Here is a 25,257-nt window from a genome sequence, read left to right on the forward strand (position 1 = left end):
GCATGAGCTTTCCGAACCGCGAGATCTGGTTCCTCACCGGCAGCCAGGGCCTGTACGGCGACGACACCCTCCGCCAGGTCGCCGACCAGTCCGGCGCGATCGCCGCGCGGCTCGGCGAGGCGCTGCCGGTCGCGCTGCGCTGGACGCCGGTGCTGACCGACGCGGACGCGATCCGCCGGATCTGCCTGGACGCGAGCGCCGACGACTCCTGCATCGGCGTGATCGCGTGGATGCACACCTTCTCCCCGGCGAAGATGTGGATCGCCGGCCTGGACGTGCTGTCCAAGCCGCTGCTGCACCTGCACACGCAGGCGAACGTCGAGCTGCCGTGGCACTCGATCGACATGGACTTCATGAACCTGAACCAGGCCGCGCACGGCGACCGGGAGTTCGGCTACATCCAGTCCCGGCTCGGCGTCGCCCGCAAGACCGTCGCCGGGCACGTCTCCGACCCGGCGGTGGGCGCCCGCATCGCCGGGTGGGCGCGCGCGGCGGCCGGGCACCACGAGCTGCGCACGCTGAAGCTGGCCCGGTTCGGCGACAACATGCGGGACGTCGCGGTCACCGAGGGCGACAAGGTCGAGGCGCAGCTCCGGTTCGGCGTCTCCGTCAACACCTACGGCGTGAACGACCTGGTCGACGTGGTGGACGCCGTCCCCGACGTCGACGTCACCGAGCTGGTCAAGGAGTACGAGGACGCCTACGACGTCGTCCCGGAGCTGCGGCCGGGCGGCGACCGGCACGAGTCCCTCCGCTACGGCGCCCGCATCGAGCTCGGCCTGCGGACGTTCCTCGACGGCGGCGGCTTCAAGGCGTTCACGACGAACTTCGAGGACCTCGGCGGCCTGCGGCAGCTGCCCGGCCTCGCCGTGCAGCGGCTGATGGCCGACGGCTACGGCTTCGGCGGCGAGGGCGACTGGAAGACGGCGACGCTGCTGCGCACGCTGAAGGCCGCGTCCGCCGGCCTGTCCGGCGGCACGTCGTTCATGGAGGACTACACCTACCACCTGGAACCGGGCAACGAGCTGATCCTCGGCGCGCACATGCTGGAGGTCTGCCCGTCCATCGCGGCCGGGCGGCCGTCGCTGGAGATCCACCCGCTCGGCATCGGCGGGCGCGAGGACCCGGTGCGGCTCGTGTTCGACGCCGAGCCGGGCCCGGCCGTCGTGGCCGGCCTCGCCGACATGGGGGACCGCTTCCGGCTCGTCGCGAACGAGATCGAGGTCGTCGCGCCGCCGGAGCCGCTGCCGATGCTGCCGGTCGCCCGCGCGGTGTGGCGGCCGCTGCCGGACCTGCGCACCTCCACCGAGGCGTGGCTGACGGCGGGGGCGCCGCACCACACCGTGCTGTCCGCCGCGCTCGGCGCCGAGGAGCTCAACGATCTCGCCGAGATGGCCGGGGTCGAGCTGCTCACCATCGACGCCGGTACGACGCTGCGCCAGTTCACCAAGGAGATCCGCTGGAACCAGGCGTACCATCGCCTGGCCCGCGGCCTGTCATGAGCAGGGCCTTTAGAGGAGGAGCCCCATGAGCGGGGACGAGCGGTACGTCGTCGGGGTCGACTTCGGCACGCTGTCGGGGCGGGCGGTGGTCGTCCGCGTCCGGGACGGCGCCGAACTCGGCGACGGCGTCCACGAGTACGGCCACGGGGTGATCGACGAGCGGCTGCCGTCGGGGGCCGGGCTTCCGCCGGACTGGGCCCTCCAGTCGCCCGAGGACTGGCTGGACGTGCTGCGCCTCGCCGTGCCGAAGGCGCTGGCGGTCGCGGGCGTCCCGGCGTCGCGGGTCATCGGCATCGGGACCGACTTCACCGCCTGCACCGTCCTCCCGGCGGCGGCGGACGGCACCCCCCTGTGCGAGCGCCACCCCGACCGCCCGCACGCCTGGCCCAAGCTGTGGAAGCACCACGCCGCGCAGCCGCAGGCCGACCGGATCAACGCGCTGGCCGCCGAGCGCGGCGAGCCGTGGCTGGGCCGCTACGGCGGCAAGATCTCCTCGGAGTGGCAGTTCGCGAAGGCCCTGCAGGTCCTGGAGCAGGACCCGGAGCTGTACGCCGAGGCCGACCGCTGGATCGAGGCCGCCGACTGGATCATCTGGCGGCTCACCGGCACCGAGTCCCGCAACACCTGCACGGCCGGCTACAAGGGCATCCACCAGGACGGCCGGTACCCGTCCCGCGAGTACCTCGCCGACCTCCACCCGGATTTCGCCGACGTCACCGACAAGCTGGGCCACGACCTCGCGCCGCTCGGCGGCCTCGCCGGGACGCTGACCGCGCAGGCCGCCGGCTGGACGGGCCTGCCCGCGGGCATCGCGGTCGCGGTCGGCAACGTCGACGCGCACGTCACCGCCGCGGCCGCCGACGCCGTCCGGCCCGGCCAGATGGTCGCGATCATGGGCACGTCCACCTGCCATGTCATGTCGTCGGACCGGCTCGCCGAGGTCCCCGGCATGTGCGGCGTCGTCGCCGACGGCATCGTGCCGGGGCTGTGGGGCTACGAGGCCGGCCAGTCCGGCGTCGGCGACATCTTCGGCTGGTTCGTCGACAACTGCGTGCCCGCCTACTACAACCAGGTCGCCGCCTCCGAGGGGCGGACCGTCCACGAGCACCTGACCGCGCTCGCCGAGGCGCAGCCGGTCGGGCGGCACGGCCTCGTCGCGCTCGACTGGCACAACGGCAACCGCTCGGTCCTCGTCGACCACGACCTGTCCGGGCTCATCGTCGGCCAGACCCTCGCCACCAAGCCCGAGGACGTCTACCGGGCCCTCATCGAGGCGACCGCGTTCGGCGCCCGGATGATCGTGGAGACGTTCGAGGCGGCCGGCGTGGCCGTCGAGGAGTTCGTCGTCGCGGGCGGGCTGATGAAGAACGCCTTCCTGATGCAGGTGTACGCCGACGTCCTGCGCCGCCCCCTCTCGGTGATCGGGTCGTCCCAGGGCCCCGCGCTCGGCTCGGCGATCCACGCGGCCGTCGCCGCGGGGGCCTACCCCGACATCACCTCGGCCGCAGCCAAGATGGGCCGCCGCGTGCCGAACGCGTACATCCCGGACGGGCACCGAGCCGACGCCTACGACGACCTCTACGAGATCTACCGCACCCTCCACGACCACTTCGCCGACGGCGAGATCATGCACCGCCTCCGCGCCCTCCGCTGACCCCCCTCTTCGTTGACCTGCGGCGTGTTGTTGTTATCCGGCGGCTCATAACAACAACACGCCGCAGGTCAACGTCAGCGGGAGGCGGTGGGGGCGGTGCTGCGGCGGATGATCAGCTTGCTGGGGACCAGCTTCGGGGCCGTCGGGTCGGCGCCGTTCCCCGTCAGCTGCGTGATCAGCTGCTCTACCAGGTGCCGGCCGAGGGCGGTGAAGTCCTGCCGGACGGTGGTGAGCGGCGGGGTCAGGAACGCCGCCTCCGGGATGTCGTCGAACCCGATGACGCTGACGTCGTCCGGCACCCGGCGGCCGCTCTCGTGGATCGCCCACAGCAGCCCGAGCGCGATCTGGTCGTTGGCCGCGAACACCGCCGTGACGTCGCCGTCGGCGGCGAGCAGCCGGCCGCGCTCGTAGCCGGACCGCGCGCTCCAGTCGCCGGGCGCGCAGTCGGGGACGTCGGCGCCGGCCTCGGTGAGCGCGTCCCGCCAGCCGCGCGTCCGCTCGGTGGCCTCCGACCAGTCGTCCGGGCCCGGCAGGTGGTGGACGGTCCGGTGCCCGAGCTCCAGCAGGTACCGGACGGCCTCGCGGGGCGCCAGGTAGTGGTCGCCGGACACGGTCGGGACGGCCGCGTCCGGCCCGAGCAGGACGGTCGGCAGGTCGCCCGGCAGGTGCCGCAGCGCCTCGTCCGGCGGGACGTGCCCGGGGATCATGATGATGCCGTCCACGCCCTGGTCGCGGAACCGGTCGACGGCCCCCGCGACCGCGCCGTGCCCCGGCGACTCCAGGCTCGCGACGCTGGTGAAGAAGTCGGCGGCGCGGGCGTTCCGCTCGATCGCCGCGATGATCGACGCGGGGCCGAACAGGGCGGTGTCGAAGCTGACGACGCCGAGCGTCCGGGACCGGCCGGTGGCGAGGGCCCGCGCCGCCGCGTTCGGCCGGAAGTCCAGCTGCGCGGCGGCGGCCAGCACCCGGTCGCGGGTCTTCGCGCTGACCATCGGATGGTTCTTGAACACCCGCGACACGGTCTGGTGGGAGACCCCTGCGAGCCGGGCGACGTCGCGGAGCCCGGGTCTGGCGGGTGGTGTGGAGGTCATGGCACCTCGGAACATACCGGGTCCGCCGTCCCGGGCCGACCGGTCAGCGCGACGCCCCGGCGCGCCGCTTGGCCCAGATGTCGAACGCGACCGCCGCCAGCAGGACGAGGCCCTTGATCAGCATGACCCGCTCGCTCGGCGCGCCGAGCAGCGACATGCCGTTGTTGATCACGCCCATGATGAGGCCGCCGGTGATCGCGCCGACCACCTTGCCGACGCCGCCCTGCACGGCCGCGCCGCCGATGAACGCCGCCGCGATCGCGTCCAGCTCGAACATGTTCCCGGCGGTCGGACCGGCCTGGTTGAGCCGCCCGGCGAACACGATGCCGGCGATGGCCGACAGCACGCCCATGTTGACGAACAGCCAGAACGACACGGACTTGACCTTGATGCCGGACAGCTTCGCCGCGAGCGGGTTGCCGCCGAGCGCGTACACGTGCCGGCCGAACACGGCCCGGTTCATCACCAGCGTCGAGCCGAGGACGAGCACGCCCAGCAGCACGAGCACCCACGGCATGTTCTTGAACCGGGCGAGCTGCACGGCCATGAACATGACGACCACGACGCCGAGGGCGTACCTCAGCACGAACACGGTGAGCGGCTCGACCTTCTGCCCGTAGCGGATGCGCCCCTGCCGGTTCCGCCACCCGAGCCCGGCGTACCCGCCGACCAGCGCCAGCGCGACGAGCAGCGTGAACAGGTCGGCGCCGCCGAGCGGCCCGAGCCCGATGTTGCCGAGGTAGCCGGCCAGGAAGCCGTTGGCGATCGTCCGCACCTCGTCCGGGAACGGGCCGATGCCCTGGTTGCCGAGGACGGTCAGCGTCAGCGCCCGGAACACCAGCATCCCGGCCAGTGTCACGATGAACGAGGGGATCTCGAAGTAGGCGATCCAGTACCCCTGCCACGCGCCGATCACGGCGCCCGCGAGGATCGTCAGGAGCACCGCCAGCGGCCACGGCACGTGGTGCTCGACCATCAGCACGGCCGCGATGGCGCCCGTCACCGCGACCACCGACCCCACCGACAGGTCGATGTGCCCGCCGATGATGACCATGATCATCCCGATGGACAGGATCAGGATGTAGGAGTTCTGGACGATGATGTTGGAGATGTTCTGCGGCGACAGCAGCTGCCCGTCGGTGAGCACCGCGAACAGCGCGACGATCAGCCCGAACGCGATGTAGATCCCGCTCTGCCGCAGGTTGACCGGCAGGGTCCGGCCCGGCTTCGGCCGCTCCGCCGGCGGCGGTGACACGGCCTTGTCGGCCGACGCGACGCTGCTCATGCTCTGGTCTCCTCGGTCCGGGTCATGTTCTGGGTCATGTACTGCATGAGGCGCTCCGGGGTCGCGTCCGCGCGGCTCACCTCGCCGGTGATGCGGCCCTCCGCCATCGCGTACAGGCGGTCGCAGATCCCGATCAGCTCGGGCAGCTCGGAGGAGATCACCAGCACCGCGCGGCCCTGGTCGGCCATCCGGTTGATGATCGAGTAGATCTCGTACTTGGCGCCGACGTCGATGCCGCGGGTCGGCTCGTCCAGGATCAGCACGTCCGCGTCCGTGAAGATCCACTTCGACAGGACGACCTTCTGCTGGTTGCCGCCGCTCAGCTGCCCGGCCGGCGTGAGGACGCTCGGCGTCTTGATGTTCATCTCCCCGCGGAACCGCTCGGCGACCTCGTACTCGCGGTTCTCGTCGACCCAGCCGGCCTTCGCGAGGCCGCGCAGCCCGGCGGCGGAGACGTTGCGCTTGACGTCCTCGATGAGGTTCAGCCCGTAGGTCTTGCGGTCCTCGGTCGCGTAGGCGAGCCCGTGCCGGATCGCCTCGGTGACCGTCCGGACCGCGATCTCCTTGCCGTCCTTGTAGATCCGGCCGCTGATCCCGGTGCCGTAGCTGCGGCCGAACACGCTCATGGCGAGCTCGGTCCGGCCCGCGCCCATCAGCCCCGCGAGCCCGACGATCTCGCCGCGGCGCAGGGTGAGCGCGGCGCGGTCCACGACGACCCGGCCGTGCTGGGTGGGGGAGTGGACGGTCCAGTCCTCGATCCGCAGCACCTCGGCGCCGATGTCGGGGACGCGGTCGGGGAACCGGTTGTCGAGGTCGCGGCCGACCATCCCGGAGATGATGCGGTCCTCGGAGACGTCGCCGGCCATGTCGAGGGTCTCGATCGTCCGGCCGTCCCGCAGGATCGTGGTGGAGTCGGCGATCGCGCGGATCTCGTTCAGCTTGTGCGAGATGATCACGCAGGTGATGCCCTCGTCGCGCAGGCCGCGCAGCAGGTCCAGCAGGTGCGCGGAGTCGGCGTCGTTCAGCGCGGCGGTCGGCTCGTCCAGGATGAGCAGCCGCACCCGCTTCGACAGCGCCTTGGCGATCTCCACGAGCTGCTGCTTGCCGACGCCGAGGTCCATCGCCGGTGTCACCGGGTTCTCCTTCAGCCCGACCCGCGCCAGCAGCTCCGCGGCGTCGGCGTTGGTCCGGTTCCAGTCGATGAGCCCGAACCGGCCGCGGCGCTCGTTGCCGAGGTAGATGTTCTCCGCGATCGACAGGTACGGGCTGAGCGCCAGCTCCTGGTGGATGATGACGATCCCGCGCTGCTCGCTGTCGCGGATGCCGGAGAACCGGCACGGCTCGCCCTCGAACTCGATGTCGCCGCTGTACTCGCCGTGCGGGTAGACGCCGGACAGCACCTTCATCAGCGTCGACTTGCCGGCCCCGTTCTCGCCGCAGATCGCGTGGATCTCGCCCCGCCGCACCTCCAGGTTCACGTCCTGCAGAGCCTTGACCGCGGGGAAGGTCTTGGTGATCCCGCGCATCCGCAGTATCGCGTCGGTCATGGTCCTCCTTGCGGGGACGGGTGGGGCGGCCCGCCGCGGAGGTGGCGCGGGCCGCCCCACCCGGGCGTCACTTCAGCTGGGCCTCGGTGTAGTAGCCGGTGTCGATGAGTTCCTTCTTGTAGTTGTCCTTGTTCACGATCACCGGGTTGAGCAGGTACGACGGGACGACCTTCACCCCGTTGTCGTAGTCCTTGGTGTTGTTGACCTGGGGCTTGTCGCCCTTCAGCACGGCGTCGGCCATCTTCACCGTGACGGCGGCGAGCTGCCGGGTGTCCTTGTAGACGGTCGAGTACTGCTCGCCCGCGATGATCGACTTCACCGACGCGACCTCGGCGTCCTGCCCGGTCACGATGGGGTACGGCTGGCCGGGCGTCCCGTAGCCGTTGGACTTCAGCGCCGACAGGATCCCGATCGACAGGCCGTCGTAGGGGGACAGGACGCCCTGGACCTTCGTCCCGCCGCCGTAGTAGCGGGTGAGGAGGTCCTCCATGCGCTTCTGCGCGCGCTCGGGCTCCCAGCGGAGCGTCGCGATCGTCTTGAAGTCGGTCTGGCCGCTCTTGACGACGAGGGTCTTCTTGTCCAGGTACGGCTTCAGGGTGTCCATCGCGCCGTTGTAGAAGAACGAGGAGTTGTTGTCGTCGGGGGAGCCCGCGAACACCTCGATGTTGAACGGGCCCTTGGCGGTGCCCTCCGAGCCGTCGGCCTTCTTCAGGCCGAGCCCGACGAGCAGGGACGTCGCCTGCAGCACGCCGACCTTGTAGTTGTCGAAGGTGGCGTAGTAGTCGACGTTCGGGGAGTTGCGGATCAGCCGGTCGTAGGAGATGACCGGGACGCCCTTGTCGGCCGCCTTCTGCAGCTGCGTCGTCAGCGCCGTGCCGTCGATGGAGGCGATGACCAGCAGCCGGGCGCCCTTGGTGATCTGGTTGTCGATCTGGTTGGCCTGGGTCGGGATGTCGTTCTCGGCGTACTGGAGGTCGACCTTGTAGCCGAGCTGCTCCAGCTGCTTCTTGAGGTTGTCGCCGTCGTGGATCCAGCGCTCGGACGAGCGGGTCGGCATCGTGACGCCGATCAGGGCGCCGGCCGCCGGCTTCTTCTCGGCCTTCTCCTTGTCGACGGTCTTCTGCGTCGAGCCGCACGCGGTCATGCCGAGCGCGAGGCCGAGGCCCAGCGCCAGGCTGACGAACTTCCTACGCTTCACGTCTCACCTCGGGGGTGGTGCCGGTGTCCCCGGACACACTGTTACCGGTCACACTGCCATGTCAAGGCCCCCCTGGTGCGCTGCGTCACAACCGTGACCTCTTGGCTATACACCTATTTTCCGGGCGGGCATGCGCGAGCGAGCCCGCGGCCGGACCGGCCGCGGGCTCGCCAGCTGCGGGTTCGGAAGACAGGCCCGGGAGGGGAGGGGGCGCGTCAGCCGCGGGCCACGGGTCAGGACTCGCTGAAGTCGTCCCGGGACAGGCCCTTCTCCGCCATCTTGTCCTCCAGCTCGGCGCCGAGTTCGTTGCGCGTGTCCGGGCCCGGCCGGGGCTTCTCCCGGCCCGCGTCCCGGTCCGGGCCGCCGCCGCGCTTCATCACGACCTGATCGGTGTCGTCGGTCTTCGGCGCGTTCTCCTCAGGCGTGGTCATCTCTGCCCCCGTCTCGTATGGCTTCACAGGTCTGTCCGTCACGGCGGTCGCCGTCGCGGCTCGCCGGCGCGTCCGGCCGTCGCGCTACGGGCTACCCGGGGATGCTCGCCTCTAACGGCCGGCCGCCCAGGTCAGCGGGCCGGGCGGGAGCCGCGGCGGTGGCCGACCCGGATGCCGCTCCACACCAGGTTGATGAGGAACAGCACGATGCCGATGATCAGCAGGTAGAACAGGCCGTGCACGACGACGCCGACGATGCCGAGCGCCACCGCGACGAGCAGGATGAACAGGAACAGGGCCATGGCTCGATCCTTCCTGGACGCACGTCAGCGGCGGGCGAGCCGGCGCTCCTCGGGTGCCGCCTCGTAGGCCAGGTCGTAGTGGGCGAAGACGGCGCTCTCGTCGCCGGCCGGCAGCTCCCCGTCGGTGCCGATGGCGGGCGCGCCCTTGATCTGCTTCTTCGGGTGCGCGACGCGCAGGTGCTCCGGCCCGACGGTCGCCCCGTCCAGCGGCGCGAACACGAGCCGCTGCCGCATCGGCATGCCCGTCTTGATGGTGGCGAAGACCGGCTGGTCGGTGAGGGTGTCGACGTAGACGGCCTCCAGCTCGCCGATCTTGCTGCCGGACTCGTCGATCACCGTCCGGCCGCGCCATTCCCGGATGTCCTCGATCTCGAACATGTCTCGTCCAGCCGTTGTACGGAAAACCCCTTCTACGGCGTCATCTACCCAGCTCACAGCGGATATGTCGCGGGATCCCGGCTTTCCGGGAGGGGTCCTGGCCGGGCGGGCGCGACCACGCCGTAGGCGGCGAGTTCCTCCTGGTAGGGGAAGGTGCCGGGGGTATAGGAGCACCACGGCTCGGACGCGAACGGGTCGCCGGACGTGGCGAGGGCCCGCGAGCGGGAGCCGCCGCAGATCGTCCGGAACTCGCAGGCGCCGCATTTCCCGGTGAGGTTGGCGGGGTCGCGCAGGCCGACGAACAGGGGCGACGTCCGGTAGATGTCGGGCAGCCGCCCGGTCCGGACGCTGCCCGCCGGGGTGGGCAGGAAACCGCTCGGGTGGACGGTGCCGCGGTGCGAGACGAACACGAACCCGCGCGCGGAGCCGACGTCCATCGGCGCGCGCCTGGCGCGCCGGAGCGGCAGGTCCAGTTCGGCCAGCCGCCGCCGCAGGCCGGCGTAGAGCGGGCCGAGGCCGAGCGCGGCCACGTGGTCGGCGCCGTGCCGCCGCAGGATCTCCCGCTGGACGGCGATCCGGCGGAAGTGGTGGGCCTCGGTCGTCCGGGCCGGGATGTGGGCGCCGGCGTCGTACACGAAGTTGAGGACGTCCTCGACCTCCCGCGGGCCGAGCCCGGGGAGCAGCTTGCCGCGGCCGGTCGGGACGAGCAGGAACGCGCTCCAGGTGAGCGCCCCCAGTTCGTGGACGATCCGGACGATCTCCGGCAGGTCGGTCAGGTTGTGCCCGGTCACCGTGGTGTTGATCTGCACCTTCAGGCCCAGGTCGCGGGCGGTCCGCCAGGCGTCGATCGTCCAGCCGTAGACGCCCGGCGTGGCGCGGAAGTCGTCGTGGATCCGCGCGTTCGAGCCGTCCAGGCTGAGCGAGATCGCCCGCGCGCCCGCGTCCCGCAGCCCGGTGAGGCCGGCCTCGGTGAGCGTCGGCGTGCCCGACGGCGACACCGCGACCGGCAGGCCGATCCGCGAGCCGTGCCGGACGAGGTCGAGCAGGTCCGGGCGCTGGAACGGGTCGCCGCCGGTGATCACGAACATCGGCGGCGGGCTGCCGAACGAGGCGACCTGCTCCATCAGGCCGAACGCCTCGGCCGTGCTCAGCTCGCCGGGGTCCCGGTCGGGCCGGGCCTCGGCGCGGCAGTGCCGGCAGGCGAGCGGGCACGCCTGCGTCGCCTCCCAGATCACGATGAACGGCCGCTCGGCGGTGTCGTGCCGGGGCACGCGGATCTGTTTCACGGTCGCTTCCACGGTCATGGCGGGCTCACGTTCGCAGCAGGTAGTCGATCGCGTCGGCGGCGGTGTAGTCGCCGCCGGTCGCGCGGACGAGGTCGGGCAGGAAGCCGAGGTCCTGGCCGAGGGTCGGCAGCGGCGGCTCGACATAGCCGTCGGGCCGGTGCTGGCCGTGGCCGATGTTCGCGACGAGCGCGTTGCACAGGCAGCGGCGCCCGTCGGTCTCCTCGATGGCCCCGCCCTTGCGGACGTAGGCGTCGATGGGCTCGGCCGGGCAGCGGTAGCCGACCTTCCCGTCCTCCTTCAGGTAGGGGGTGCGGAGGTAGCTCAGGTCGCAGAGGCGGGGGCGCCTCGTGTAGACGTCCGGCTCGGAGAGCGTGCCGGGCAGCGCGGCGACCTTGAAGGGGAACCCGGTCGGCGAGGCGCGGGGATCGTTGCGGACGCGGAGGGTGCCGTCCAGCGCGCGGTCGATCAGCTCCTTGCGCAGCCCCGGTTCGAGGCCGGACTCGCGGCACAGCGCGAACACGCTGCCCGCCTGGATGCCGGCGGCGCCGGCCGCCCGCGCCTCGGCGAGCGTGCCGGGCCGCGCGTAGCCGCCCGCCATCCAGAACGGCAGGCCGAGCGCGGCGACCTTCGCCGGGTCGACCCGGTCCCGCTGCCCGTAGACCGGCTCGCCGGCCTCGTCCAGGCGCAGCCGCCCGCGCGGCGGCGCGCTGTGCCCGCCCGCGACGGCCGTCTCCAGCACGAACCCGTCCGGGCGGGTCACCGGCGACCGGTGCAGGTACAGGGCGAGGACGGACGACGACACGATCGCCAGGAACCGCGGCCGCTTCACCGGGCCGCCGGACAGCGACGCCGGGTCGAACGCGAACGGGCGGCCCTCGTCGGCGCCCGCGACCGCCACGGTCACGCGGCCCGGGGACCCGGCGGCCAGCGCGTCCAGCAGCGCCGGGATCTCGCTCGGGATCCCCGCGCCCATCAGGACGTAGTCGACGCCGGCCAGCATCGCCCCGTAGGCGGCGGCCGGGGTGGCGAGCTGGATCTTCTCCAGGTAGTTGATCCCGACCGGCCCGCCGTGCCCCTGCTTGGCGAGCCACACCTCGGCGAAGTTCCCGGCGACGGTCAGCTCGTCCCGCGTCCGGTTCGCCCGCAGGCCGAGCTTCGGCACGGGCCGGAACCGCTGGCCGGGCGCGATCCCGCCCGGCACGAAGTAGCGCTCCAGGATGCGTTCGCCGATCCCCGGCAGCGGCAGGTGGGCGAGCGCGCGGCGCAGGTGGCCGCCCTCGTCCCCGGCCTGGAGGCCGCGGGCGAGCAGCGCGTCCAGCGCGACCCCGGAGACGACGCCGAGCTGCCCGGTCCGGGCGACGGCGCTCGCGAGCCGCCACCCGGAGACGCCGGCGCCCATGCCGCCCTGGACGATGCGCGGCCCCGCCGGCTCAGACATCCCGGTCCCGCGCGGTCGCCGCCCACGTCAGCAGGGTCAGGCCGGCGGCGCGCGCGTCGCGCCGGGTCGCCAGGATCGCCTCGACCGTGTCGTCGGGGAGCGTCTCCACCATGATCGACAGCCCGTCGCAGTCGCTGACGTGGGGCAGGATCTGCCGGGTCAGCGCGATCCCGTGCTCGGCCAGCCGCGGCGTCAGCCGGTCGTGCTCGGCGAGCCCGTACAGCCGCCGGACGTTGCGGATCGCGCCGTCGTGGTCGGTGAGCAGCTTGGCCACGTACTCGGCGCCGAAGACGGCGACGAGCTGCGGGTACATCGACTCCTCCTCGTAGCGGAAGTGCGGCCCGGTCGCGGCGTCGACGGCCCGGACCAGCTCGCGCACCCGCTCGGTGTCGCGGAGCCGGAACGCCTCCACCAGATCGAGCAGGAGGTCGCGGACACCGCGGTGCTCCGTCCGGAAGACGTCGGTGAACTCTTGGACGAGTGTCGGCATCGTTCGCCTTTCTGTGTTCGGGAGATCAGACCCGTTCGAGGACCTCGGGGAACGGGCGGCGGGGCGTGCCGGGCACGGTCGGCCCGTAGCCGAACCGGATGACCGACTGGATGTGGCCGTGCGGCCGGTCCCCGGCCGTCCTGGCACCGCGCGTGTCCAGGAGCTGGGTGAGCATCGAGGTCGCCACGCCGCGCCGCGCGGCCGTGAGCAGGACCCGCTGCAGGGCCTGCCCCGCCCGCAGCCAGTCCTGTGGGCCGTCGCCCCTGGTGAGCAGGACGCCGAGCTGGGGGCGCGCGGAGAAGTCGTCGGCCGCCCGCCCGGCGGACGCGCCGGCCGCGCCGAAGTCGCGCAGCGGCAGGCCCCGCCCGCTCGGCCGCGGCCCGAACGCGTACCAGGGGACGCCGTCGCCGCGGGTGCGGTCCGGCGTCCAGCGGGCCAGCTCGGCGAGGTAGCCGGGGTCGGCGGTGAGCTTCGCGTCCGCCGCCGCGATCAGGCTGAGCAGGTACGCCGTGGTCTGCGGGCCGGGCAGGCTCAGCACCACGCCCTCCTCCCGGGCCGCGGCCGTCAGCTCGTCCCGGACGATCTGCGGCACCCGCCGCTTGCCGAACGGGCCGCGGTTGGTGCGCCGGTGCGGGATCGCCGCGTACAGCTCCGCCTGGCCCGGCGACGGCATCGTCGCGTCCGCGGCCCGGACGGCCGCCAGCAGCGCCGGCTGCCGCCCGGCGTCCGGGAGCGGCTCGACCAGCGGCCGGTGCCCGGTCACCCGGATCGCGAGCCGCAGGTTGAACAGCGCGGCGCCGCAGCTGATGTGCAGGGCCCGGCCGCGCGGGTCGATGACCGGCAGCGCGCGGCCGGTGTCGGCGTGCAGTTCCATGACCGCCGCGTCCTCGTCCAGCCGGAAGAACCAGGGCTGGGTGTTGTGCACCGACGGCGCCGCGATGGCCGCGGTCACCAGCCGCCGGACCCCCACATGCGTCGCGAACGGATGGGGCATGCCGCACCTCCTCGTGCTGCCGCTGTGCCTCCCCAGGCTTCCGCCCGCCCGCTCGGCCGCCCCAGGGCCGAAGGTCCCGCACGGTGGGGACCAACGATGGGACCTTGGGCCCTCCTGGCGCCGCGCGGACGGCCGGAACGCTGGGATCGTGATCGCTCACCGCCCCCGCGCGTCCCGGCATGCCGCCGCGAACGCCGTCGTGGCCGCCTGGCTGGTCCTGAGCGCGCTGGCCGTGCTCGCCCGCGACCGTCTGCCCGCCCCGGACTGGCTGCTGATCCACGTGTTCCTGCTCGGTGCGGTGACCAACGCCGTCGTCGCCTGGACGGACCGCTTCGCCGCCGCGCGGCTGCGGCTGCCCGCCCCGGCCCGGTGGTGGCCGGCGGTCCGGCTCCTGGTCCTGAACGCCGGCATCGCGGCCGTCCTGCGCGGCGCCACCAACGGGCATCCGGAGCTGGCGACGGCCGGTGCCGCGGTCGTCGTCGGGATCGTGTGCGCGCACGTGACCGTGCTGGTCGTCCGGTCGCGGCGCGCGTGGCGCGGCCGGTCCGGCCACCTGGTGGCCTGGTACGCGTGCTCGGGCCTCGCGCTGATCGCCGGCGGGACGCTCGGCGGCTGGATGGCGTCCGGGCGGGCCCCGGCCATGTGGCACATGCGGCTGGAGGCCGCGCACATGCACGTGAACCTCCTCGGCTGGGTCGGCCTGGCCATGCTCGGCACCCTGCACGCCCTGTGGCCGGCGGTGCTGCGCGTCCGGGGCACCGCCGCGAGTTCCCGGCTGTCCCTGCGGCTGGCCGTGCCGGGCCTGGTCGTGGCCGCGGTCGCCCTGTCCGCGGGCGCCCGCTGGATCGCGCTGGCCGGGCTCCTGCTCTACACGGCGGGCGCCGCCCTGGCGCTCGTCCCGTTCGTCCGCGCCCGGCGGCGTCCGCACGCCTTTGCCGCGTGGATGCTCGCCGCCGCGGCCGGCTGGTTCCTCGCCGCCCTGGCCGCCGACGCGGCCGTCGTCGCCACCCGGCCGCCGGCCGAGGTCGCGCAGGGCCTCGAACCGCTGTTGGCGCCCATCCTCGGAGGATTCGTGCTGCTCGCCGTCGTCGCCGTCATCGGTTCGCTGAGGTCCCGTGTGTCGCCGCCCATCGCGGGCGTCGCGGCTGGCTGCCTGCTGACCGCGCTCGCGGTGGCGTTCGCGTCGAGCGGCCAGACGGGGGCGCCCGTGCAGACGGTGGCCGCGTCGGGGACGCGGGTGGTGGAGGTGACGCTGGCGAACATGCGGATCCGTCCGGGGACGATCGAAGCGCCGCCTGGTACGCGTCTGGTGTTGAAGGTGACGAACAAGGATGCGATGCGGCATGACTTGCGCCTGGAGTCGGGTCAGGCGACGCCGATGCTGGGTCAGGGGGAGTCGGCGACGCTGACGGTGCCGTCGGTGAAGGGCACGGTCGAGGGCTGGTGCACGGTGCCCGGTCACCGCGCGGCCGGGATGACCATGCAGATCAAGACGGCGTCCTCCTCCGGGCCCGCGTCGGCGATGGATCACCAGGCGATGGGCCATACGGCGATGGGGACGGGGCAGCTGGACCTGGCGGCGGCGATGTCGCCGGGCTGGAAGCCGTATGACGCGGTGCTCAAGCCTGCGCCGGGTGCCAAGGAGCACCGTGTGGAGTTGCGTGCCAGCGACCGTGAGTTGGAGGTGGCGCCCGGGGTCCGGCAGACGATGTGGACGTTCGGTGGGACGGTCCCGGCTCCGGTGCTGCGCGGCAAGGTCGGTGATGTCTTCGTGATCACGTTGGTGAACGACTCGACCATGGGGCATGGGATCGATTTCCATGCGGGCACGCTGGCGCCGGATGTGCCGATGCGCACGATTCAGCCGGGTGAGCGCTTGACCTACCGGTTCAAGGCTCAGCGTGCGGGTGCGTGGTTGTATCACTGCTCGACAATGCCGATGCTGCAGCACATCGCCAACGGCATGTACGGCGCGGTCGTCATCGATCCGCCCGACCTGCCCCGTGTCGACCGCGAATACGTCCTCGTTCAGGGCGAGCTGTACCTGGGGCAGCCCGGCAGCGACGCGCAGGTGGGCAAGATGCGTGAGGGGCGTCCGGACGCGTGGATGTTCAACGGGACCGCTGCCGGCTACGACCATGCCCCGCTGACGGCTCGTGCGGGTGACCGGGTCCGGGTCTGGGTGGTGGATGCGGGCCCTTCGTCCGGGACCGCGTTCCACATCGTCGGCGCGCAGTTCGACACGGTTTATAAGGAGGGCGCCTACCTGCTGCGCAAGGGCGATCCGGGCGGTGCGCAGATCCTGGACCTGGCGCCCGGCCAGGGCGGTTTCGTCGAGACCGTCGTCCCCGAGCCCGGCCACTATCCCTTCGTCGACCACGACATGCGGCACGGAGAATCCGGCGCCCACGGCATCCTGAAGGTGACCCGATGACCTGGTGGTCCGTCATCCGCTTCCTCCACGTCTCGGGGGCCGCGCTGTGGGTGGGCGGGCAGCTCACCATCTCGCTGGTCCTGCTGCCGCTCGCCCGGCGGAGGCTGCCCGCGGAGCAGTTCGCCGGGATGGCGCGCGAGGTCGGCCGCCGGTTCGGCATCTTCACCGGTGCCGTCTTCCTCCCGGTGCAGATCACCACGGGCGTGGCCATGGCCCGGCACAAGGGCGTCACGTGGGCGTCGCTCGCCGAGCCCGGCTACGGCCGCATCCTGGCCGCGAAGCTGCTGCTGTTCGGCGCGGTCGTGGCCGTGGCCGGCGTGCACGGCTGGGCCAGTTCCCGGCATCCGTCCTTCGCGCGGGCCATGGCGATCACCTCGCTCGTCGGCTCCGTCGGCATCGTCCTCATCGCCACCGCCCTGCCCACCACCTAGGAGGATCGTCCATGACCGACCGCCGTGACCTTCCGCTCGTCTACTCGTGCTCGGGCTGCTCAAGCGCCGCGCAGATGACGAACTGGCTGGCGATCCAGCTCGACCGCCGCGGCGTCGCCGAGATGTCCTGCATCGCGGGCGTCGGCGGCGATGTGAAGAGCCTGGTCCGCAAGGCCACCAGCGGACGCCGGATCATCGCCATCGACGGCTGCGCACTGGAATGCGCCCGCCACTGCCTCGACCGGCACGACGTGGCGCCCGACGTCCACCACCGGCTCAGCGACGACGGAGTCCGCAAGCGCCTGGGCGAGGACTTCGACCCCGCCCAGGCCGAAGAGGTCCTCGCCACGCTCCTCCAGCGCGTCGAGGCGGAGGTCGGGTAGCTCTGTCAGCGGGCCCGCTGGACGAGCTTCAACGTCTCCACCAGCAGGTACGACGCGGCGGCGATGACCGCGATGCGGGCCCACGCGGCCGCGTCGAGCGGCGCGGAGCCGAACACGTCGTTCATGAAGGGCGTGTAGGTGTAGAGCACCTGGATCGCGACGAGCGCCAGCGCACTGACGGCGACCCACGGGTTGCGGCGGACGCCGCCCCACAGCAGCGGCCGGTCCAGGGACAGGCAGTTGAACATGTAGGTCAGCAGGGTCAGCGCGAACACGTTGACGACGATCGTCTGCGCGACCTCCGGGGACGCGCCGTGCGACCGCTCCCAGTGCTGCAGCCCGAAGGAGCCGGCGAGCAGGATCGCCGACACCAGCAGGATGCGGGTCGTCATCGCGCGGGTGAGCAGCGGCAGCGCCGGGTCGCGCGGCGGGCGGCGCATGATGTGCTCGTCCTTCGGCTCGACCGCGAACGGCAGCCCGAGGACGAGCACCGCGGTCATGTTCAGCCACAGCACCTGCAGCGGCAGGATCGGCAGCGCGGTCCCGGCGACGATGGCGGCGACGAGGACGAGGCCGAGCCCGATGTTGGACGGCAGCGCCCACACGATGAACTTCACCAGGTTGTCGAAGACGCCGCGGCCCTCCTCCACCGCCCGCTCGATGGAGGTGAAGTCGTCCTCGGTGAGCACCATGTCGGCCGATTCCTTGGCGGCGTCGGTGCCGGTGCGGCCCATCGCCACGCCGATGTCGGCCTGCTTGAGCGCGGGGGCGTCGTTGACGCCGTCGCCGGTCATCGCGATCACGTGCCCCGAACTCTGCAGGGCCCGGACGAGGCGGAGCTTCTGCTCGGGGGAGACGCGGGCGAAGACGGTCGTGTCGCGGATGCGCTCGGGGGAGTCGTCGGCGGCGAGGTCGGCGCCGGTCATGACCGTGCCGCCGAGCCCGACGCGGGCGCCGATGGCGGCGGCGGTGGCGGCGTGGTCCCCGGTGATCATCTTGACCTGGATGCCGGCGTCGTGGCAGGTCCGGACGGCCTGCGCGGCGTCCGGGCGGGGCGGGTCGAGCATCGCCTGCAGGCCGAGGAAGGTCAGCGGGGGCAGCTCGTCCAGCGTCGCGGCGCGCCCGCGGGCGAAGGCCAGCACGCGCAGCGCCTCGCCGCCGTAGGACTCGGCGCGGGCGGCGACGGCGGCGCGGTCCAGCGGGACCGGCTCACCGCCGGGTCCGGCGGCGCCGTCGCACAGCTCCAGGATCCGCTCGACCGGCCCCTTGACGTAGACGGTGCCGTCCTCGTGCAGCGTCGCCATGTAGCGGCGCTCGGAGCTGAACGGCTGCGTGGCGGTGCGGGCCGGGACGCGGCCGAGCCCCGCCTTGGCGGCGCTGGTGACCAGGGCGCCCTCGGTCGGGTCGCCGGTGATCTGCCAGCCGCCGTCCTTCTCGACGAGCTGCGCGTCGTTGCAGCCCAGCCCGGTCAGCAGCGTCTCCTTCAGGACGGGGTGCTCGGCGAGGTCGACCGCGCGCCCGCCGCACTCGATGCCGCCGTCCGGGGCGTAGCCGGTGCCGGTGACGGTGTAGTCGCGCCCGCCCGCGGTGACCGCGGTGACGGTCATCTGGTTCTGGGTGAGCGTGCCGGTCTTGTCGGTGCAGATGACGGTGGTGCCGCCGAGCGTCTCCACGGCGGGCAGGTGCCGGACGATCGCGCCGCGCCGCACCATCCGCGCGACGCCCAGCGCGAGGGTGATCGTCACGACGGCGGGCAGTCCCTCCGGGATCGCGCCGACCGCGAGCGCCACCGCCGCGGTCAGCATCTCGGTGGCGTCCCGGCCGCGCAGGATCCCGATCACGAAGGTGACCGCGGCGAGCACCAGGATCGCCACCGTCACGACCTTGCTGAACTGGGTGATCTTGCGGGTGAGCGGGGTCTGCACGGTCGCCGTGGTGTGCACCAGCCGGTCGATGCCGCCGAGCTCGGTGTCCGCGCCGGTCGCCACGACCAGCCCGGCGGCCCGGCCGGCGGTGACCAGCGTCCCGGAGAAGGCCATCGCGGTGCGGTCGGCGAGGGAGACCTCGGGCAGTTCCGCCGGGTCCTTGGCGACGGGCACCGACTCGCCGGTCAGCGCCGACTCGTCCACGGCCAGCTCGTCGGTGCGCAGCAGCCGCAGGTCGGCCGGGACCTTGTCGCCGGCCTCCAGCTCCACCAGGTCGCCGCGGACCAGGTCGGCCGCCGGGATCCGCCGCCGCACGCCGTCCCGGACGGCCACCGCCGTGGTCCGCGCCATCGCGGCGAGCGCGGTGAGCGCCTTCTCCGCGCGCGACTCCTGGACGAACCCGACGATCGCGTTCGCGACCACCACGCCGAGGATCACGATCGCGTCGACGTGCTCGCCGAGCAGCGCCGTCACCGCGGCCGCCGCGAGCAGGACGTAGATCAGCGGGCTGTTGAACTGCAGCAGGAACCGCACGACCGGCCCGCGGCCGCGCGCCACCGGCAGCGTGTTCGGCCCCTCGCGCTCCAGCCGGGCCGCGGCCTCGGCCGGCGCCAGCCCCTGGGACGCGTCCCCGCCGAGATCGCGCACGACGTCCCCGGCGGGCCTGCGGTAGGGCGCGAGAGCCGTCGCCATCAGGGGCGGGGCGCGTTGCGATCGGCTTTGAGCCGGGCGGCGAGGGCGGCGGCCTGGGTGCGGCGGCTCATGCCGAGCTTGGCGAAGATGTTGGAGATGTAGTTCTTGACGGTCTTCTCGGCCAGGAAGAGGCGCTCGCCGATCTGCCGGTTGGTCAGCCCTTCGCCGATGAGGTCGAAGATGTGGCGCTCCTGGTCGGTCAGGCCCTTGAGCGGGTCCTGCTTGTCCTGCCGGTCGCGCAGCCGCTGCAGCATGCGGGCGGTGGAGCGGGGGTCGAGCAGGGACTGGCCGGTGGCGACGGTGCGGACGGCGCCGACCAGGTCCGAGCCGTGGATCTGCTTGAGGACGTATCCGGCGGCGCCGGCCATGACGGCCTCGAACAGGGCGTCCTCGTCGTCGAAGGAGGTCAGCATCAGGCAGGCCAGGTCGGGCATCTGGGAGCGGAGTTCGCGGCAGACGCCGACCCCGTCGCCGTCGGGCAGCCGGACGTCCAGTACCGCCACGTCGGGGCGGGCGGCGGGGATGCGGGCCAGCGCGTGCTCGGCGGTGCCGGCCTCCCCGACGATCTCGATGTCGTCCTCGGCCGACAGCAGTGCGGCCACCCCGCGGCGGACGACCTCGTGGTCGTCCAGCAGGAACACCCGGATGGTCTCGGCGGCATCGGTCCTGGCGGCATCGCCGGTCATGGCATCGTCCTTCGCCCCTCGTCACTGACGGAATGGACGTTACCCGCCGGCCGTGCGGCGTCACATCATCGGACGTCCCGCCATCCGGAGGACCAAGGTCCCGAACCGGGCATCGCCCGGCCCGCCGGGGCGTCCCCGGCCCCGGAGGGCGGCAGAGGTCCCGCCGCCAAAGGGCCCTTCGGCCCTGTGTCGCCGATCACCCCGGCAGTGAGATGGAGGGGCGCGAACACTCGAGACACGATCGGGGGGCGAACCCGGTGAGCACCATGACCGCGGCCGACCTGGCACGCGACACCTTCCTGCGCGGGATGCGGACCGCGGACCTGGCGCGGCTGGCGGGCACCGCCCGTCCCGCCGCCTTCCCGGCGGGCCGCCGGATCATCGCCGAGGCGGAGCCGGCCGAGAGGTTCTGGCTGATCCGGGAGGGCACGGTGGCCCTCGACCTCCGCGTGCCCGACCGCGGCACGGTCGTCGTCGACACGCTCGGGCCCGGCGCCGCCCTCGGCTGGTCCTGGCTGTTCCACCCGTACCGGTGGCGCTTCGGCGCGACGGCCCTGTCGGACGTGCGGGCCGTCGAGTTCGACGGGCGGCTGATCCGCACGCTCAGCGCGATCGACCCCGCGCTCGGCTACGAGCTGACCCGCCGCTTCACCGAACTCGTCGTCGACCGGCTCCAGATCGCCCAGACGCGGCTCCTGGAGGCGCCCCGCCCGGAACCGGCGCCGCGGCCCTGACGGGGCGGCCGGGCACGATCACCGCGCGTCCGGTGGGCAGGCCAGTGGTGGGCAGGTAGGCGGTGGGCAGGCCGGTGGTGGGCAGGCCGGTGGTGGGCAGGCCGGTGGTGACCCGCCCCGAGCATGGCCGCACCGTTTGCCGGGCCTCCGGCGGGGTACTCGGGGTGCCTGGTCGGTCTCGGTTTCGGCAGGTCGGAGGAGCGGGCGGTGGGGATTCCGGGGATGTCGCTCGCCAGGACGGCGCTCTCCGTCCCGGTCGCGGCGGCGGAGACGGCGTCGAAACTGGCCCTGCAGGGCGCGGCGCTGGGCGCGCGCACGACCGCCGCCGGGGCGCGCACCGGCGCGCGGGCCGCCGCGGGCGCCGCCCACGGGATCGGTGACCTGGGCACGGGCGTGCGCCGGACGGCCGGTTCCGTCGCGGTCCTCGCCGCCGGGGGACCCGCGCGGCGGGTGTGGGCGCACGGCGGCCGGGCGCACATCCAGGCGAACGGCCTGGCGGGCGACGGGCTGCGGCAGAGGCGGTACGCGCGGGCGCTGACCGAGGCGCTGCGGCGCCTGGACGGTGTCCGCTGGGCGGAGGTCAACGCCGTCGCGGGCCACGTCCTCGTCTCCTACGCGCAGGGCTCCGTGGATCTGGACACCCTCGTCCAGGCCGTCGAGGACGTGGAGGACGCCCAGAAGGCCGGCGGCTTCGACGAGTCCGCGCACGCCCGGCGGCCGGACGACGACATGGCGTGGACGGGCGCGGTGACGACGCTCGCCACCGACTGCGCGGGCGCCGCGGCGGCCCTGGCCGGCAGGCTGCTGCTCCTCCCGCCGGTGCCGAGCCCGGTGCGCGCGGCGGTGGCGCTGGCCGACTCGGTCCCGCAGCTCCGGTCGACGCTGGAGCGGCGGCTCGGCGGACTCCGCGCGGACGCCCTGCTCGGCGCGGCCAACGCGATCGTCCAGGGGGCCGGGCAGGGCGTCGCGCCGGTGGCCACCGACGCCGTGCACCGCGTCTTCCAGCTCTACGAGATCCGGGCGCGCCGCGACGCGTGGCGGCGCCGCGAGCCGCAGCTGGCCGTGGCGGGCCGCCTGCCGCAGGACTGCGGAAGGCCGGCGGAGCGGCCGTGCCCGCTGCCGGACGGGCCGGTGGAGCGGGCCGCGAACCGCACCGCGCTCGCCGACCTGCTCGGCTCCGCCGGCGTCATGGCCGGCACCCACGACCCGTCCGCCGTCGCCGAGATGCTGCTCGCGACCGTGCCGAAGGCGGCGCGGTCCGGCCGCGAGGCGTTCGCCGCCGTGCTGGGCCACGACCTCGCGCGCCGCGGCGTCGTCGCCCTGGACCCGGGAGCGCTGCGCCGGCTCGACCGGGTCGACGCGGTCGTCATCGACTCGGCGGTGCTGTGCGACGGGGAGCTGCGGCTGCTGTCGGCGGTCTCCACCAGCGGCGCGCTCGATGACGCGGACGTGTGGCGGCTGGCCGGCGCGGTGCTCGCCGGGTACGGCCGCGACGACCTCGCCCGGCCGGGACCGTGGCCGCAGAAGCCCGACCCCGGCCGGCCGGAGCCGGGATGGCGGCTGGAGCGGGCGGCCGACGCACCGTCCGCCGGCCCCGCCGACCCGGACGGCGTCACCCTCGACCTCCTCGACGACCGGGGCGAGCGGTGCGGCCGGGTCCGGGCCGGCTGCTCGCTGGACCGCCTGGCCGAAGCGCTGCTGTCGGCGGCGCACGAGGCGGCCGACGTGGTCGTCCTCACCGAGCACGCCAGCACCCGGGAACTGCTCGCCTGGGGCGACGACACCCCCACCGCCGTCGAGGACCTGGCGCAGTCGGTGCGGGAGCTGCAGGAGGAAGGACACGGGGTCCTCGCCATCGCCTGCGGCCGGGACGAGGCGCTCGACGCGGCCGACGTCGGCGTCAGCGTCCTGCGCGGGCACGGGCTCGCCGACTGGCGCGCCGACCTCGTCTGCGGGCCGGGGCTGGCCGAGGCGTGGCGGCTGCTGACGGCCGTCCCGTTCGCCCGCCGCGCCGCCCACCGGTCCGCGCAGCTCGCGCTGAGCGCGTCGGCACTGGGCGCGCTGCTCATCGTCGGACGGCGCCGCCGCATCGGACGGGGGAGGCTGCGCCGCCTCACCGGCTCCTGGCAGGACATCCCGCCCGTGCACGCCGCCTCCCTGTCGGCGATGCTGGCGAACGCGCTCAGCGCCCGGCGGCTGAACCACCGCCCGCTGCCGCCGCCCATCATCCGGGACGCCTGGCACGTCTTCACCGCCGAAGAGGCGTACCGGCGGCTGGTCCCCGGCGCGGGCGGGCGGCCGCAGGCGCCGCCGCGGCACCGGCCGGCGCCCGGACCCGCCGGGACGCTGCTGCGCCTCGCCGCGGCCGTCCGGCAGGAGCTCGACGACCCGCTGACGCCCATCCTCGCGCTCGGCGCGGCGGCCTCGGCGGTGGTCGGCTCCAGCGTGGACGCGGCGCTGGTCGCCGGGGTCATGACCGGAAACGCCCTCATCGGCGGCGTCCAGCGGATGCGGGCCGAGCGCGCCCTCGGCGAGCTGATGCTCGGCCAGCGGATCCAGGCGCGCCGGGTGTCCGCGGTCCCGCCGCCGGCCGGCGAGCCGGACTTCGCGCGGCTCCGCAACGCCGCGAGCGACCAGGTGACCGCCGACCGCCTGCGCACCGGCGACGTGATCCTGCTCCGCTCGGAGGACGTCGTCCCGGCGGACGCCCGGCTGCTGTGGTCCGAGTCCCTCGAAGTGGACGAGGCCACGCTGACCGGCGAGTCCGTCCCCGTCGACAAGATCGTCGAGCCGTCCCCCGGCGCCGACCCCGCCGACCGGCACTGCATGGTCTACGAGGGGACGACGGTCGTCGCGGGCGGCGCCGTCGCCCTCGTCGTCGCCACCGCCGACGCCACCGAGACCGGACGCGCCGCCGCGCTGGCCGGGGCCGCCGACGCCTCCGCCAGCATGCAGACGCGGCTCGCCGAACTCACCCACCAGGCCCTGCCGGCGACCGCGCTCGGCGGAGCGGCCGTGACCGTCCTCGGCATGCTGCGCGGCCTGCCGCTGCGCCGGGCCCTGGAATCGGGCGTCGCGGTCGCCGTCGCCGCCGTCCCCGAGGGACTGCCCCTCGTCGCCACCGCCTCGCAGCTCGCCGCCGCCCGGCGGCTGTCCGGCCTCGGCGTGCTCGTCCGCTCCACCCGCGCCCTGGAGGGCCTCGGCCGGGTGGACACCCTGTGCTTCGACAAGACCGGCACCCTCACCGAGGGCCGGCTCCGCCTCGTCCGCGCGGCCGGGCCCGCCCGCCCGCTGCCGCTCACCGGCGACGAGGGCCGCCGCATCCTGCGGACCGCCGCCCGCGCCTGCCCGCCGCCCGGCGGCCGGAAGGCCCCGCACGCCACCGACCGGGCCGTGCTGGACCGCGCCGCGAACCTGCCGCCCGACGGCCGGTGGCGGCTGGAGGAGGAACTGCCGTTCGAGACCACCCGCGGCTTCTCCGCGTCCCTCGGACACGACGGCGACCGGGCCGTCATCGCGGTGAAGGGCGCGCCCGAGGTCCTGCTGGCCAAGTGCTCCCGGATCCCCGGGCGGGACGGGGCGGACGCGCCGCTCACCGCCGCCGGGCGCCGGGCGGCCGCCGCGGCGGTCCGGCGGCTGGCCGGGCAGGGCCTGCGCGTCCTCGCCATCGCCGAGCGCGCCGTCCCCGACGCGGCCGCGGCGCGCGGCGAGCTCGCCGGCCACGTCGCCGACCTCACCCTGCTCGGCTTCGTCGGCATCGCCGATCCGCCGCGCCCCAGCGCCGAGGAGGCGGTGCAGCGGCTGCACGGGGCGGGCGTGCGCGTCACCATGATCACCGGCGACCATCCCGACACCGCCGCGGCCGTCGCCGCCGAGCTCGGCATCCCGGACGCCGACCGGGTCGTCACCGGCGCCGAGCTCGACGCGATGCCCGCCGCCGAGCGGGTCCGGGCCGTCGAGCGCGCCGCCGTCTTCGCCCGGGTCTCGCCCGCCCACAAGGTCCGCATCGTGCGCGACCTGCGCAAGGCCGGACGGGTCGTGGCGATGACCGGCGACGGCGCCAACGACGCCGCCGCCATCCGCCGCGCCGACGTCGGCATCGCGGTCGCCGGCCGCAGCTCCGGCGCGGCCCGGTCCGCCGCGGACCTCGTCCTCACCGCGCCCGACACCGCGCTCATCCTGGACGCGTTGCGCGAGGGCCGCGCCCTGTGGCACAGCGTGCGCGACGCCGCCGCGATCCTCGTCGGCGGCAACGCGGGGGAGGTGGCCTTCACCGTCCTCGGCACGGCCCTCGGCGGGCGGGCACCGCTCAGCACCCGCCAGCTCCTGGTCGTGAACATGCTGACCGACATGCTGCCGTCCCTCGCCGTGGCGA

Annotated in this window: 20 protein-coding genes; 7 read left to right on the forward strand and 13 right to left on the reverse strand. The window is 73.9% G+C overall.

Translation table 11 applies throughout. The annotated features are described in order from the left end of the window. Window positions 1-2 precede the first annotated feature (2 nt). On the forward strand, window positions 3-1,502 hold the full coding sequence (gene araA, locus E1284_RS08185; protein WP_131938394.1) for an L-arabinose isomerase: 1,500 nt from the start codon (window positions 3-5) through the stop codon (window positions 1,500-1,502). 25 nt (window positions 1,503-1,527) lie between these two features. Beyond that, on the forward strand, window positions 1,528-3,156 hold the full coding sequence (araB, locus tag E1284_RS08190; protein WP_131938395.1) for a ribulokinase: 1,629 nt from the start codon (window positions 1,528-1,530) through the stop codon (window positions 3,154-3,156). Window positions 3,157-3,230: 74 nt separating this feature from the next. Here araB and E1284_RS08195 read toward each other — a convergent pair whose 3' ends face one another. The 11 genes from E1284_RS08195 to E1284_RS08240 all read right to left on the reverse strand — a co-directional run bounded on the left by E1284_RS08195 (window position 3,231) and on the right by E1284_RS08240 (window position 13,596). Then, window positions 3,231-4,247 carry a LacI family DNA-binding transcriptional regulator gene (locus tag E1284_RS08195; RefSeq protein WP_131938396.1) on the reverse strand — a complete coding sequence of 339 codons (1,017 nt, stop codon included), beginning with the start codon at window positions 4,245-4,247 and terminating at the stop codon, window positions 3,231-3,233. Window positions 4,248-4,290: 43 nt separating this feature from the next. After that, a complete protein-coding gene (gene mmsB, locus E1284_RS08200) occupies window positions 4,291-5,532 on the reverse strand; it encodes a multiple monosaccharide ABC transporter permease (RefSeq protein ID WP_131938397.1) in 1,242 nt (413 codons plus the stop codon). Next, a complete protein-coding gene (gene mmsA / locus E1284_RS08205) occupies window positions 5,529-7,079 on the reverse strand; it encodes a multiple monosaccharide ABC transporter ATP-binding protein (RefSeq protein WP_131938398.1) in 1,551 nt (516 codons plus the stop codon). The genes mmsB and mmsA overlap by 4 nt, the downstream gene beginning before the upstream one ends. A gap of 67 nt (window positions 7,080-7,146) precedes the next feature. After that, a complete protein-coding gene (gene chvE / locus E1284_RS08210) occupies window positions 7,147-8,277 on the reverse strand; it encodes a multiple monosaccharide ABC transporter substrate-binding protein (protein WP_279433031.1) in 1,131 nt (376 codons plus the stop codon). Between the two features lie 233 nt (window positions 8,278-8,510). Then, window positions 8,511-8,708, reverse strand: coding sequence for a hypothetical protein (locus E1284_RS08215; RefSeq protein WP_131938399.1), 198 nt, complete (start codon window positions 8,706-8,708; stop codon window positions 8,511-8,513). Between the two features lie 131 nt (window positions 8,709-8,839). Further along, window positions 8,840-9,010: a DUF4175 domain-containing protein gene (locus E1284_RS41295; protein ID WP_165965175.1), complete on the reverse strand. Its 171-nt coding sequence runs from the start codon at window positions 9,008-9,010 to the stop codon at window positions 8,840-8,842. 24 nt (window positions 9,011-9,034) lie between these two features. Next, on the reverse strand, window positions 9,035-9,388 hold the full coding sequence (locus E1284_RS08220; protein ID WP_131938400.1) for a PRC-barrel domain-containing protein: 354 nt from the start codon (window positions 9,386-9,388) through the stop codon (window positions 9,035-9,037). Between the two features lie 53 nt (window positions 9,389-9,441). After that, on the reverse strand, window positions 9,442-10,674 hold the full coding sequence (locus E1284_RS08225; protein ID WP_243714338.1) for a TIGR04053 family radical SAM/SPASM domain-containing protein: 1,233 nt from the start codon (window positions 10,672-10,674) through the stop codon (window positions 9,442-9,444). A 25-nt stretch (window positions 10,675-10,699) separates the two neighbouring features. Continuing rightward, a complete protein-coding gene (locus E1284_RS08230; RefSeq protein ID WP_131938401.1) occupies window positions 10,700-12,112 on the reverse strand; it encodes a beta/alpha barrel domain-containing protein in 1,413 nt (470 codons plus the stop codon). Further along, window positions 12,105-12,602, reverse strand: a complete 498-nt coding sequence (locus tag E1284_RS08235; protein WP_131938402.1) for a hemerythrin domain-containing protein — start codon at window positions 12,600-12,602, stop codon at window positions 12,105-12,107. The genes E1284_RS08230 and E1284_RS08235 overlap by 8 nt, the downstream gene beginning before the upstream one ends. Before the next feature lie 25 nt (window positions 12,603-12,627). Continuing rightward, a complete protein-coding gene (locus E1284_RS08240) occupies window positions 12,628-13,596 on the reverse strand; it encodes an Acg family FMN-binding oxidoreductase (protein WP_131938403.1) in 969 nt (322 codons plus the stop codon). Window positions 13,597-13,744: 148 nt separating this feature from the next. Between E1284_RS08240 and E1284_RS08245 the strand changes: the two genes are divergently transcribed. Genes E1284_RS08245 through E1284_RS08255 form a run of 3 tightly spaced genes read left to right on the forward strand, consistent with a single transcriptional unit; the run spans window position 13,745 to window position 16,844 of the window. After that, window positions 13,745-16,030, forward strand: coding sequence for a multicopper oxidase domain-containing protein (locus tag E1284_RS08245; protein WP_243714339.1), 2,286 nt, complete (start codon window positions 13,745-13,747; stop codon window positions 16,028-16,030). Further along, complete coding sequence (locus E1284_RS08250) at window positions 16,027-16,461, forward strand: hypothetical protein (protein WP_131938405.1); 435 nt, start codon at window positions 16,027-16,029, stop codon at window positions 16,459-16,461. Before E1284_RS08245 ends, E1284_RS08250 begins: the two co-directional genes overlap by 4 nt. A gap of 11 nt (window positions 16,462-16,472) precedes the next feature. Continuing rightward, the gene (locus E1284_RS08255) at window positions 16,473-16,844 is read left to right on the forward strand and encodes a putative zinc-binding protein (RefSeq protein ID WP_131938406.1); all 372 of its coding nucleotides are present in this window, start codon (window positions 16,473-16,475) and stop codon (window positions 16,842-16,844) included. 5 nt (window positions 16,845-16,849) lie between these two features. On the opposite strand, the gene E1284_RS08260 is transcribed toward E1284_RS08255, so the two are convergent. After that, a complete protein-coding gene (locus E1284_RS08260) occupies window positions 16,850-19,462 on the reverse strand; it encodes a cation-translocating P-type ATPase (protein WP_131938407.1) in 2,613 nt (870 codons plus the stop codon). Further along, window positions 19,462-20,148 (reverse strand): response regulator transcription factor, encoded by a 687-nt coding sequence (locus E1284_RS08265; RefSeq protein ID WP_131938408.1) that lies wholly within the window; start codon window positions 20,146-20,148, stop codon window positions 19,462-19,464. The genes E1284_RS08260 and E1284_RS08265 overlap by 1 nt, the downstream gene beginning before the upstream one ends. 266 nt (window positions 20,149-20,414) lie before the next feature. On the opposite strand from E1284_RS08265, the gene E1284_RS08270 reads away from it, so the two are divergent. Both E1284_RS08270 and E1284_RS08275 read left to right on the forward strand, forming a co-directional pair. After that, on the forward strand, window positions 20,415-20,882 hold the full coding sequence (locus E1284_RS08270; RefSeq protein WP_131938416.1) for a cyclic nucleotide-binding domain-containing protein: 468 nt from the start codon (window positions 20,415-20,417) through the stop codon (window positions 20,880-20,882). Between the two features lie 207 nt (window positions 20,883-21,089). Further along, window positions 21,090-25,257: heavy metal translocating P-type ATPase (locus tag E1284_RS08275; RefSeq protein ID WP_131938409.1), on the forward strand; the 4,168-nt coding region annotated here is incomplete at its 3' end.

It is taken from the genome of Actinomadura bangladeshensis, assembly GCF_004348335.1.
Lineage (GTDB): Bacteria > Actinomycetota > Actinomycetes > Streptosporangiales > Streptosporangiaceae > Spirillospora > Spirillospora bangladeshensis.